This window comes from Candidatus Glassbacteria bacterium (assembly GCA_019456185.1).
In the GTDB taxonomy this organism is placed as follows: Bacteria; Gemmatimonadota; Glassbacteria; order GWA2-58-10; family GWA2-58-10; genus JAJRTS01.
On sequence record VRUH01000069.1, the window covers coordinates 5,765 to 17,447 of the forward strand.

Below are 11,683 nucleotides of genomic sequence, written 5' to 3' on the forward strand. Positions count from 1 at the left end.
GAAGCAAATTTTTTGTCGCCGCGGACGCCGGACTCGCCCGACCTTAGAGTTGGTAATAGAGTTATTGTTATCACGGCAAAAAACGCTGCCCGCGTTGTGGGGCCTGCGCTCGCCCTGGACCGGCAGGCCGCGCCAGACCTCGCGAAGTATGCCTGCCTCCTCAGGTCATATGTTATGAGATAGGATTACGGCAAAAAAACCGCTGGGACGGAGTCGGCTCGGACATGCGGCGCCGCGAAGGCGGCCTGCGGCCGCATTGGGTTGGGGCATTCAGGGTGATCGCAGTAGCTTGATTTTAGGGAGCGGCGGGGTAAACCACCGGGCCGCATGTCTGAGCTAAGGCACAGCCAGCGGTTTTTTTGCCAAGTTTCCCACGTCATATCATATTACCAGTATAAGTTGGGAGCACCTTCAATTGTCCCGCCGTACTGTGGCGGGGCAATTCAGGCCCACCTAATCGGTAGCGGTATATGGAACTGGCTAACTAATCTGGTTGGTATTATTAAGAGTTGATGCGAGTTCGGCCCGGTGAAGGCTTTTGCTTCTTTTGGCCACAAAAGAAGAAAGAAATGCATTTCTTCTTTTTTTTTATACGTTTTGGATCAAGGTAGATTGGAGAATCCTATGAAAACCACCTGCGCCTGGGTCCCCGGCGAGGACCCTCTGTATAAAGCCTACCACGACAGCGAGTGGGGCGTGCCGGTCCATGACGACCGCACCATCTTCGAGTTCCTCACCCTCGAGAGCGCCCAGGCCGGCCTGAGCTGGATCACCATCCTGCGCAAGCGCGAAAACTACCGCGCCGCGTTCAGCGGTTTCGACCCGGAAAAAGTGGCCCGCTACGATGAGAAAAAATTCAACGCGCTGATGGGTGATGCCGGGTTGATCCGCAACAAGCTCAAGATCCGCGCGGCGATCGACAACGCCCAACGCTTCCTGGAGGTTGCCGGGGAGTTCGGTACGTTCGACAAGTATATCTGGGGTTTCGTGGGCGGGAAAACGATTGTCAACTCCTGGAAAACCTTGCAGGAACTGCCGGTATTTACTCCGGAGGCCGAGGCGCTGAGCAAGGACCTCAAGCGGCGCGGCTTCAAGTTCGTGGGGCCGACAGTGGTTTACTCCCACATGCAGGCCACCGGGATGGTGCTCGACCACACCACGGACTGCTTCCGCTACAAAGAACTGCTGCCGCAATAGGTTTGCCGCCGGCGCCGGGAAAGATTTGGGGTAACAGACTACCTCCGCCGCCTGCGCGCTGACTTATGGCACGGGGTGTCGTCGCGGCGGGAGACCGGCCGGGCGCTGATTATCTTGCGTTTACGGACAGTTACCAGCAGCGAATTCCCCCGCTCCTCGATAGCCAGGATATCATAACCGCCCATGCGCAGGCTGTCGGCCAGGTCCTGTCCCACCGGCCCGGAATCGACCAGGACGGCCAGCGGTCTGCCCGGCTCGGAGCGGTCCAGCACGGTTTTGATCTGGACGAAATTCATCGGGCAGGGCGTGCCCACCAGGTTCAGCGTGTCGTCGGCGGCTGCCATCGCCTCCTCCCTCAGCGGAATGCCATTTCGGCCCAACTGGCCACGATCCCGGCCAGCTCTCCCGGGTCGTTGTAGACTCCGGTGTAAAATTTCTTGCCCGCTCCCGCATTATCGAACGTATCGGAACTCCAGCGGTAGGCATCGCGGAAAGCGCGCTTATCGACCAGCTTTTTCTCTCCGTCAAGGCCGTTGAACAGCCAGACCGGCCGAGGGGCAAGAATGCCCGCCACCTGGGGAATGTCATGGCTGGTCAGCGCACGCGGCAGGAAATCCTCGAAATTCCAGGTGTAGAGCTTGGTGCGTACCAGGGCGCTCCAGGTCACCAGGCTGGAGTCGGCCAGGACCCCTGCGATCCGCGAATCCAGGGCGGCTGCGTACAGGGCATGCATACCCGCACTGTTGCGGCCGGCCACTGCTATCCTGTCCGGGTCGATATCGTCGCGGGTGCGGAGATATTCCACGGCTCGGCCCAGGTCGAACACCCGCATCGCGAAAATGGAACGCCCCAGCTTGAGCCCGTCGTACGCCGCCCCGGCCATTACGCCCAACACCTGGGCCTCGAACCCGCCCTGGCGGTCGCGGTCGCTGCGACGAGTGATTGCGGTTTCACCGCAGCCGCGCAGGTCCACCGCCAGCACGGTGTAACCCCGGGTTGCCAGGGAGCGGGCCAGCTCGATATCGGAGGAAGTGCGGCCCCTGCTGTCGGCCAGCACGATCGCCGGGGATTGAGCGCCGGCTCCTGATTTAAACAGCAGCGCGGGCAGGTAGATATCGTCCTCGGAGAAAATCGCCAGTTTCTCCACCGGGGGAGAAACGTCCGGCACCATACCCAGGCTGACCGCGGCCGGTGGGGTGCCGGGCGAGGGGTTGCCCAGCAGGGATTCCAGTTGGCTCCGCAGAGTGTCACGCAGAGCGGACAGGTTCTTCCTTTTGGGAGGTTTTCGTTCCGGCAGGATTTTCTCCAACTCTTCGGCGGCCCATTGCCAGAGCGGCGTACCGGTTTCGTTCAGAATCTGCCCGCTGACAGAAATTGTCAGGCTGTCCTCCGGCTCGAGTCGCAACTCCGGTTCGCGGCTGTCGTTTTCCCGGCCGTAAAACCAGCGTCCGAACCACTCGTAAGTCGGCTCGCGCATTTCGCGGAAAAAGCCGTGGGGCTGCTCCGTATCCACCCAGCTCAGTTTCTCCGGCGTGCCCAGCGTGCGGTAGAGCCAGCTCGACTGCACCCAGGAGCGCAGGCTGTGGCGATGGACTCCTTCGGCGGATTCCTTGATCAGCCGGTAGGGGCGGGGCCAGGCGGCGGCCATCATATCCGCGTGGGTCACCTTGTTGGGGACCAGCATCGGCAGGTTCTGTTCCCCGTCGCCGATACCGCCGGCGCCCAGGCTCAGCTCCGGTCCGCTGACAGTCCCGACAGGCACGGCCACCTTGATCCTGTCCTCCAGGGGAGTCAGGTGCAGGGTGACAGTTCCGCCGCCGCTGTTGCCGGTCATCCCGATCCGCGTGGTGTCGACCTCGGAGCGCGAGCATAGGTAGTCGATCCCGCGGATTCCGTCCCAGCAGCGCAGAGCCATCAGGTGCCGGCCCATCAGGAACAGCGGATTGGCGCTCATGCTGTGTTCGCGGGTGGGACTGGGCAGGATTCTTTCACCGTTTTCAGCCAGGTACTGGTAACGCTCGCCCTGGCCATAGGGATCGTAGATCAGCACCACGTACCCTTTCTGTACCAGTCCCAAGCCCACGGAGTGGTATTTATCGTAAGCCTTGCCGTTCTCGCTGTGGCCGCAGGAGACAAGGATTCCGGGCCACGGCCCTGCTCCGTCCTGCGGCACATACAGGTTGGCGGTCACGGGTATGCCCGGCATCGACTCGAACAGCACGTTTTCTATCCGGTAGCTGCCGCGATCCAGCACCCGGACTGTTTTCGCGTTCAGCGGAGTGCGTTCCGGAAACGGCAGGCCGAGCGCCGCGCGGTAGTTGGCCAGCAGTTTTGCCTTGTAATTCCGCCAATCCGATTCGTTTTCGATGCGGGCGAATTCGGTTTCGCGCTCCCAGGAGATCGCCGGAGCGATCCTGCCGAGATGTTTGAACAGCATGATTTCGTTGTCGGCGAACGGGACTTGATCAGGCAGAACGCGCCACTGGTCCATCTGGGCGGCGAGAGCGCCGGGCAGAGTGAATATCGCACCTGCAACCAGGGCATAAGTTGTAATCTTTCTCATGATCTTACCATCCGCTATAAAGGTGAGCCCCGTCCGGCGGGATGATACTAATGATAAGCAGGCGCGGGCCGGACAGTCAACACTCATGCGAGCGAATTTACGCCCCCGTTCTGTTAAATGCAGCCGATTTTGGTTACAACAGGGTACCGGCCGGATCGATCAACTTCACCCGCTCCGAAGCAGCACCAGCATGCGCCGGGAGGTAACCAATGCCGCAGGGAGCCAAGCCCAATCGACGGTTATTTCTGAGGACCTCGGCCGCGCTTGCCGCCCCGGGAGCCGACATTTCCGGGGATCGAGATGTGAGTCCGGGAGCAACCGCGGAGAAGCGATAATGACTGACAGAAAGCGGTTTTCAGCGGCAGCGTCCTGGTAATACGAGAGCGAAAACGTGACATCTATCGGCGGATAAAGAAAAACCCCGGCCAATCCCTGGCCGGGGTTCTCGGTTACCGCAGCAAGGGGGGCTGTTATTTGCCACGGTAAGTTTTCCTGAATTTCAGCGGGTCTCCCAGGGGCGCTTTCAGCGATCTTTCGTGGATCGAGCCGGGCGCGTCGGGAAAACCGAATCCGTTGGTGCGGGACCTGGGCTCGGCGGTCCCGGCGATTATTTTGCGCAGCCAGTTCATTTTCCGATCACCATTTTCCGCGCGGCCATGTATTTCCCGGCTCGCAGCCTGTAGAAGTAGGTGCCGCTGTCGAGTTCGCCCCCCTTGTCATCCGTACCCTGCCAGAAGAAGCTGTACTGGCCCGGCTCGTGGATCTCGTCCACCAGGGTCCTGACACACTCCCCACCCGCGTCGAAAACTTCAATGATAACCTTCACCGGCCGGTCGCTCATGCTCACCGTATAACCGATAGTTGTCGCCTGGTTGAACGGGTTCGGCCAATTCTGTTCCAGTTCGAATCTGCGCGGCAGGATAAGCGCCTGCCGCTGGTAACTCGAGCGCTGTTCGCGAAAATCACCCGGCGATGTCAGGCCCGTCCCGGTCCGGCTGACTTTCCGCCCGTCGCTGTCCGCCCGCGGCGGATTTTCGACTCCGGCCAGCCCGGAAGCCAGGTTGAGCATCATCACAAGGGCCACGGGAATCAGCCGCGGCGCAGTCTTTTTCACCGTGAACATCTCATCCTCCCGCCCCCCCTGATGGATTCCGGCGTACCGACTGTCGAGCGCGAGGACTTGCGATGCGGTTCAATCCAGGAGTTGAACCCTCTGCGGGAGGGAACCGCCGAACCGGAGCGATCAATGATCTTCCCCGGATTTCTGGTTCCCCGCCAGGTTAATAAAAGGGCCTTGACGCCCTTTCCGGTTTTCCCGGCCGGCGGCTCCCTGCCGCAGAGAGTTGTTTGCCTGAATCCGGCGGCGCTGAAAAGATTCCCGACCTTCGCCCAGCCTGTCAGAAGTTGCCCTACTTCCTTACACAAGCCTGGCGATTCAAAAGTGCCCGGATTTGTGAACCGGACGAAGATCGGGATGTTGCCAGCCGCGATTATAGATTAAGCAACCGGCGTGCCATTCCGTTTACCAACCTGACGATAAATTGTAAAGTATTGATAGGTAATAAGATGACGGAGAGTACGAAATTGGGAGGAGAAGAAGTTTGTGATTTATGTTGGTGAATAATCACAAGAATATGTTAATATTAACAACTTATTCGCAAGTTTACCCGGTTGTGCCAAGCAGTGGCGGGGGTCAGTGCTTTTTGATTTCGATCCCGTAGCGTTTGATCCGATAGCGGAGCTGATTGAGCGTGATTCCCAGCTTGCGGGCCGTGCGGCTCTGGTTGTAGCCGTTGGCTTCGAGCGTTTCCAGGATAATCCGCTGCTCCATGTCGTGGAGTCTGGCGGGATGGCCGGAGTCCTGTTCGCCGGAAGCCGGGTCTGGCTGCCTGGCGGCCGGGCAGATCTCGGCGGGGATATCCTCGGGCATGATAACGCCCTGCTCGCGCATGACCATGATCCGCTCGATTATGTTTTCCAGTTCACGGATATTGCCCGGCCAGGAATGATCCAGCAGGCTGTTGAGCGCATCGGGGCTGATTCCCTCCACCTTGCGGTTCAGTTCGCTGTTGAACTTGCCGATAAAAAAGTCCACCAGCAGTGGAATGTCCTCGGTGCGCTCTCGCAGGGGCGGGATTTCGAGCGGGACCACGTTGAGCCGGTAAAACAGGTCCGTGCGGAACTTTCCCGAATTGATCGCCTCGTCCATGTTACGGTTGGAGGCGGCGATAATCCGCACGTCGACCTTGACCGTCTCGTTGCCGCCCAGCCGCTCGAAAGTGTGTTCCTGCAGGAAGCGCAGCAGCTTGACCTGGGTGTCCACCTGCAGCTCGCCGATCTCGTCGAGGAAGATCGTCCCCCGGTCGGCCAGCTCGAACTTGCCCCGTTTGCGGCTCACCGCGCCGGTGAACGCGCCTTTCTCGTGGCCGAACAGTTCGCTCTCCACCAGGTTTTCCGGCAGGGCGGCCACGTTGACTTTCACCAGCGGCTTGTCCTTGCGCCCGCTCTGGCTGTGGATCAGATCGGCCAACAGTTCCTTGCCCGTGCCGCTGTCGCCGCGCAGGAACACCGTGCTTTCCAGCGGGGCAACTTTGGCGCACATCTCGTAAACCTGTTTCATCTTCCTGTTCTTGCTGTGGTAGATCCCCTCGGAGCGGGCCTGCTCGGAGAGCAGCTTGTAGCTGTGGGCCAGGTCGTCGAAACTGATCGCGTTTTTCAGCGCCACGGCGGCCAGGTCGGCGAACGTGGTGAACAGCTCGAGCCGGCTGGCCGGGAAGTCGCCGCTGTTTTTGTAGTTCAGCACCTCGATCACCCCCAGCATCTTGTCGCGAAACACCATCGGCGCGCAGCAGACTCCCTCCGTGCGGTAGCCGGACTGCTGATCGATCTCGGCGTAGAAGCGCGGATCGGAGTCGACGTCGTTGACCATCACAGGCTCGCGGTTCTGGATCACCCAGCCGGCGATACCCTTGTCCGACGGGAAGCGCAGGCCCTTGACCGCATCTTCCTTAGTCCCGGTGGAACTGGCGATCTGGAGGTATTCGCCGGAGGAATCGAGCAGGATCACCGAGCTGCTTTCGGCATTCATCAGCCTGCGCGCGGCCTGCTGGATAACCAGCAGTACCTCTTCCACGTTGAGGCTGGAGGTGACTTTCCGGCAGGCGTCGATCAGCGAGCGGATCTCCTCGTCTTTCTCCGCCAACACCTGTTCCAGGCGATCCAGTTTCTGTTGAAGCGACTTATCGGTCATAAATTCGGTCCATTTCAATGGAGTTGCTCTCAGCGGCGGCTGCGAGAGTAACGCGCAGAACTGAGAATATTAGCGCGAAGTGTTAAAAGCAAGGAAAACGGTGCGTCAGGGAACCGGTTTGTGGCCAAACAAATATCTCACCCATGGCAAACATCATTTCAAGCCGATTTGACTGAATTTTCAGCGTCTCGAAACGGGGTTCCGGGGAGAAAAACCAGCAGTAAGTCGGAGGGTGATGAGATGGTGCGACTGCGGCGTCAATCACCGTTAGCTGTAACTGGAGACACTGCCACGGCGGCAGCGGGGCGGGAATAACCGGAAAGTGCGTCCGGGAATACCCGTCCCGTTTATTTTCCGGCATGATTCGCCGTTCTTGCCCGCCGGCCAGTGATGAACTATAGTGAAAGAAGGTACGGTTCCGGGACCGGCTGATCTCGTCCGCATGCAATACATAATCGCCCCGGAGGGAAAATGACCAGGCACGCATTGATGGCGATTGTTATTGCAGGGGTAGCGCTCGCAGCGGTTGCCGCCTGCACGAAGACGAATTTCCGCCCGGTGGATCCCACCCGAATTTACGAGTCCACCGAGAGCTTGCGGATGTTCCGCAACTTCCCCGACGTACCCTATATCGAGATCGGCACCCTGCGCGCGGTGGGGCCGAACAAGGACAAGCTGCTGAAGAGTATCCGCAAGCGGGCGATGAAAATAGGCGCCCAGGCGATCGTGGTCAAACCGACGGCGGAGCGCTCCAACGAGTATGTCAGCCGTCAGCGGGGCTCCGAGTTCTCCAAGGTGGAGTATATCATGGAGGCGGTGGCCTTGAGGTTTCCGCCGCCGGAGGAGTGATAGCGCCCGATGGAAGTACGCCGATTACGCTTAGCGGAAAGAAATTAATTTAATCCCGTTGAATTAATTCAATTTTGCGATCATGAGTCCACCTCGGCGAAGTGCTACAGCAATAATCTGGTGAGTCAACTGAAGTTATACCCAGAAATTCTCTTACAACAACTTCGCCGAACAGGCCCCATCCCCCCCTAACGTGAAACTCGTACCTGTTTACCGTATAACCATGTTCATCATTGATGACACGCTCAAGGAAAAACCGATCCATTCGCTCCAAATCCAGCGAGTATACGCCGGAATAGCTGTACATCCTCAGATTTATTTCGCCTCTTCCATTGGCGGGATCTTCGAAGAAAACAGTCAGTGTGCCTTCGGCGAGTTTTTCGAATGACGGCGCCTCGTCAACGTACCAGAGGGTACTGTCCTGGTAGAGGATATTGAACTCTTCTTCGATAGTTAGGTTATGATCTATCTCCCCAGCACTCAGGTCAGCCAACTCTCCTTCATATCCTTCAACCGGGTGTAGTAAAGTTTTTCGTATCTTGTAGCCGGCTGTTAGTCCCTCGATCCAGGAATCAATGACCTCTATCCGCAACAAGGCAGTCCATTTTTCGAGTGGGCTGGGATTATAGCTTCGGGGGTCAGTTTGAGATATATACTCGTATTCCGCCACGAAATCCGGGCTGAGCGGAAAAAAGCGCAGGTGTTCCTCTGTTACCACAGGTATCACAGGTATCACAGGCTTCGGTTCCAACGGCGTATCATCACCGCAACCAGTAATAAACAGTGGGACAAACAAAGAGAGCGCTAATAACAAAGATTTTATGTCGGTTAACATTCAAGTTTCTTCGCGTTAGGGAAATTTATTAAGGTTTTAATGATATTACCGCAAGAGCCGTACCTGTTAAGTAAACTGCGCAGGTGCAAAGATAACATCCTAAAAATCAATGTATTAGCTGTTGTCCATAGTTAATTGTGCTGTTTTGTTTATCCTTCCCGGCTCACAGTGTAACTTTGTGGGTAACAATTTTTGTGAAACAATGAGTCGTCCGTCAAACCAATAAGCACTAAAAAAGGCAACTTAGGAAAAGTTGCCGCTGGTAAAACTTCCGATGTGTGACATCCGTGTTATCGCTCACCTTCTTCTCCCACCCTCCAGCGCACGCCACTTGCTTTCCTCAGGCGGTCTGGTGGCCAGGCTGACAACCACCAGGCAGGCCAGGCTGCTCGCTAGCGCCGGATAGACAGTCGGCACACCGCCCGGCTGGCCGGCCAGCTCCCAGGCCAGTGTGACAGCCATCCCGGCCGCCATTGAAGTTACAGCGCCCGCGCCGTTGGCCCGCTTCCAGAAAAACGCCGCCATCAGCGCCGGCGTGATCCCGGTCCCGTACATCGTGTAGGCGTAGACCGCCATCTCCAGCACACCGCTGAAAAAACTGACCTGCAGCCAGGCGGCCAGCCCCAGGATTACGACCACTGTCCGGGAGAACGTCACCAGGTGACGGTGAGAGGCTTCTGGGCGGATGAAGCGCTGGTAGATGTCGCGGGTGATATTGGTGGCGGGCACCAGCAGGAAACTGTCGGCGGTCGAGACAATCACCGCCACGATCGCGCCGAGGCAGAGGCAGCCCGCGGCCAGCGGCAGCGCTTCGGTGACCACGTGCAGGATCACCATTTCCCCGTCGATTCCCCCAAACCGCGCGCTGCCGGCCACGGCCAGCACGGCCACCAGGCACTCCAGCACGATTGTCCCGGCGATCCAGCCCAGCACCGCGCGACGGGCCGTGCGCTCGTCACGCGCCGAGAAAAAACGCTGGTACATCCCGCCCTCGCCCAGCAGCAGCAGCATCGTGGCGACCGAGTAACCCAGGGCGCGGGCCACTGTCAGCTCGCCGAACAGCTCGAACCGGGTGGCAGGCAGTGCTGATCGGATACTTTCCCAGCCGCCGGCGTTGTCGATCAAAAACGGCAGGGCCAGCAGCAGCCCGGCGGTCATCACCACCCCGTTGACCACGTCGGTGTAAGCCACCGAGATCATCCCGGCCAGCACGGTGTAGCCGATCACGAACACGGCGGTCAGGGCCATGCCGGTGGAGGCCGGGATACCGGTCACGAACTCCAGCACCATCCCGCCGGCGCGGATCTGGTAGGATACAATCGCGGTGTAGGCGATAATGGTGACCACAGTGCCCAGCACGCGGGCGGCGGTGTTGTAGCGGGCTTCGAGGATGTCCGGTACGGTGAACTGGGCGAACGCGCGAACCCGTCCGGCCACGAAATAGAGCACGATAATCGCCACCCACACGCCGGCGTCGAACCACAGTGCGCTGAACCCGTGCTCGTAGGCCAGCCCCGCCGCGCCGAACAACGAGCCCGAGCCGATCCAGGTGGCCACCAGGGTGCCGACCAGCACCCACGGTCCCAGCCGCCTCCCGGCGACCATGAAGTCGGCCTCGTCGCGCACCTGGCGGCTGCGCACGGCGCCGACCACAATCAGGGCGGCCAGGTAAGCCAGGATTGCAACGAGGTAGGTCAAGTCTTTGATCCTTAATAAGTTATAGGAGACATATAAATGCCAGAAATAATTGACCTAGCCGAATATTTTATTTAGTTTTAATTAGTCTTCCCAATTCGCCAAGCCGATATTGAAAAGAAGCGGTAAAACAGTCCTTAAAATATAAGTGAGGTTACAATGCCAAAAGTGTATTGTGCCGGGCCATTATTCAATAGTAAGGAAAGAGAAGAAATAGAAGAAATAGCGGCTGAATTTGAAAAGAGAGATATTGAAGCTTATGTACCGCATAGAGATGGTTTAGAATTGGCTAAGATATCGAAGTACCTAGTACAACTGAAAAAGGAAGGAATTAATACTGATTATATCCTGGAAAAAGCAATTTTTGCTTTGGATATTTATCAAATAAGAATTAGTGATGCAGTTGTAGTCAATATAAATGGAAGAGTCCCGGACGAAGGAGCAATGATTGAAGCTGGCGTTGCTTGGTCATCTGGAATACCAGTCATCTTTTACAAAGATGATGTAAGAACAATGATAGATGGCATGGACAATCCAATGTTATTAGGAGCGTGCGAATTTAATATTGTAAATGATAAGCGTCGTTTAGTTACAGAGGTCAATAAAAGACTTGACGAGCAGAAGAAAAAATTTAATAATGTAGTTGTCTCGGTTTCGGAAGTTGGAAAAAGAATAGCTTTCTTATTGAATAGGGGAAAATATTCATTTGAAATGGTTAAAGAGTTGATTGAAATCTTTCAAGAGGCTGAATATGGAGCAGCGAAAGCATTATGAAGAATATGAAGAAAAAATATACACGAATCCGCTTGCATGTTTAAGTAAAAACAGCCGCGGGAGAAAAGGAGTATTACCGGATGATGGTTACCGATCCCCCTTTCAAAGAGATGTCCACCGCATAACTTACAGCCAACCCTTCAGAAGATTAAGACATAAAACACAAGTTTTTTTCCTGACCAATAACGATCATGTATGTACTAGGCTCGAGCATTCCTTATACGTTGCTCATGCATCGAGAACTGTTGCGCGTCATCTTGGATTAAATGAAGATTTGGCTGAAGCAATAGGATTAGGACATGATATAGGTCATGCTCCTTTTGGGCACCATGGAGAAGGGGTTTTAAGGAGTATTGCGGAGAAGCACAATATTGATTTCTATTTTCAGCATGAGTTAAATAGTTTGAGAATGGCAGATAGGCTTGGGATGTTAGATAGAGATGTGATATTGCTACAATATAGTGGACACCTCTAGAACTCAAATTAACTTGAGGTCAGGAGGTGTATCGATGAGATCGAG

10 protein-coding genes are annotated in these 11,683 nt (G+C 56.6%); 4 read left to right on the top strand and 6 right to left on the bottom strand.

From position 1 onward, the window contains the following. Positions 1-624 precede the first annotated feature (624 nt). Positions 625-1,197 carry a DNA-3-methyladenine glycosylase I gene (locus FVQ81_16470; protein MBW7998126.1) on the top strand — a complete coding sequence of 191 codons (573 nt, stop codon included), beginning with the start codon at positions 625-627 and terminating at the stop codon, positions 1,195-1,197. Between the two features lie 38 nt (positions 1,198-1,235). On the opposite strand, the gene FVQ81_16475 is transcribed toward FVQ81_16470, so the two are convergent. The 4 genes from FVQ81_16475 to FVQ81_16490 form a co-directional block, all read right to left on the bottom strand. Next, a complete protein-coding gene (locus tag FVQ81_16475) occupies positions 1,236-1,541 on the bottom strand; it encodes a sulfurtransferase TusA family protein (GenBank protein ID MBW7998127.1) in 306 nt (101 codons plus the stop codon). Positions 1,542-1,552: 11 nt separating this feature from the next. Then, positions 1,553-3,847: a hypothetical protein gene (locus FVQ81_16480; GenBank protein MBW7998128.1), complete on the bottom strand. Its 2,295-nt coding sequence runs from the start codon at positions 3,845-3,847 to the stop codon at positions 1,553-1,555. Positions 3,848-4,385: 538 nt separating this feature from the next. Next, positions 4,386-4,883 (bottom strand): hypothetical protein, encoded by a 498-nt coding sequence (locus tag FVQ81_16485; protein ID MBW7998129.1) that lies wholly within the window; start codon positions 4,881-4,883, stop codon positions 4,386-4,388. Positions 4,884-5,453: 570 nt separating this feature from the next. Next, positions 5,454-7,010, bottom strand: coding sequence for a GAF domain-containing protein (locus FVQ81_16490; protein MBW7998130.1), 1,557 nt, complete (start codon positions 7,008-7,010; stop codon positions 5,454-5,456). Positions 7,011-7,481: 471 nt separating this feature from the next. On the opposite strand from FVQ81_16490, the gene FVQ81_16495 reads away from it, so the two are divergent. Continuing rightward, a complete protein-coding gene (locus FVQ81_16495) occupies positions 7,482-7,859 on the top strand; it encodes a hypothetical protein (GenBank protein ID MBW7998131.1) in 378 nt (125 codons plus the stop codon). Positions 7,860-7,908: 49 nt separating this feature from the next. On the opposite strand, the gene FVQ81_16500 is transcribed toward FVQ81_16495, so the two are convergent. Together FVQ81_16500 and FVQ81_16505 are read right to left on the bottom strand one after the other, a co-directional pair. After that, complete coding sequence (locus FVQ81_16500) at positions 7,909-8,694, bottom strand: hypothetical protein (protein ID MBW7998132.1); 786 nt, start codon at positions 8,692-8,694, stop codon at positions 7,909-7,911. 297 nt (positions 8,695-8,991) lie between these two features. After that, positions 8,992-10,392 (bottom strand): sodium:solute symporter family protein, encoded by a 1,401-nt coding sequence (locus FVQ81_16505; GenBank protein ID MBW7998133.1) that lies wholly within the window; start codon positions 10,390-10,392, stop codon positions 8,992-8,994. A 156-nt stretch (positions 10,393-10,548) separates the two neighbouring features. Here FVQ81_16505 and FVQ81_16510 point away from each other — a divergent pair, with 156 nt between their 5' ends. Next, positions 10,549-11,163, top strand: coding sequence for a nucleoside 2-deoxyribosyltransferase (locus FVQ81_16510; protein MBW7998134.1), 615 nt, complete (start codon positions 10,549-10,551; stop codon positions 11,161-11,163). Beyond that, complete coding sequence (locus FVQ81_16515) at positions 11,141-11,638, top strand: HD domain-containing protein (GenBank protein ID MBW7998135.1); 498 nt, start codon at positions 11,141-11,143, stop codon at positions 11,636-11,638. The genes FVQ81_16510 and FVQ81_16515 overlap by 23 nt, the downstream gene beginning before the upstream one ends. Positions 11,639-11,683: the final 45 nt, after the last annotated feature.

What these genes read in the sequence shown, in the direction of transcription:
- FVQ81_16495 (MBW7998131.1), top strand. Translation starts at nt 7,482, where the DNA reads ATGACCAGGCACGCATTGATGGCGATTGTTATTGCAGGGGTAGCGCTC.
- FVQ81_16500 (MBW7998132.1), bottom strand. Translation starts at nt 8,694, where the DNA reads ATGTTAACCGACATAAAATCTTTGTTATTAGCGCTCTCTTTGTTTGTC.
- FVQ81_16480 (MBW7998128.1), bottom strand. Translation starts at nt 3,847, where the DNA reads ATGAGTGTTGACTGTCCGGCCCGCGCCTGCTTATCATTAGTATCATCC.
- FVQ81_16510 (MBW7998134.1), top strand. Translation starts at nt 10,549, where the DNA reads ATGCCAAAAGTGTATTGTGCCGGGCCATTATTCAATAGTAAGGAAAGA.
- FVQ81_16475 (MBW7998127.1), bottom strand. Translation starts at nt 1,541, where the DNA reads ATGGCAGCCGCCGACGACACGCTGAACCTGGTGGGCACGCCCTGCCCG.
- FVQ81_16470 (MBW7998126.1), top strand. Translation starts at nt 625, where the DNA reads ATGAAAACCACCTGCGCCTGGGTCCCCGGCGAGGACCCTCTGTATAAA.
- FVQ81_16485 (MBW7998129.1), bottom strand. Translation starts at nt 4,883, where the DNA reads ATGTTCACGGTGAAAAAGACTGCGCCGCGGCTGATTCCCGTGGCCCTT.
- FVQ81_16515 (MBW7998135.1), top strand. Translation starts at nt 11,141, where the DNA reads ATGGAGCAGCGAAAGCATTATGAAGAATATGAAGAAAAAATATACACG.
- FVQ81_16490 (MBW7998130.1), bottom strand. Translation starts at nt 7,010, where the DNA reads ATGACCGATAAGTCGCTTCAACAGAAACTGGATCGCCTGGAACAGGTG.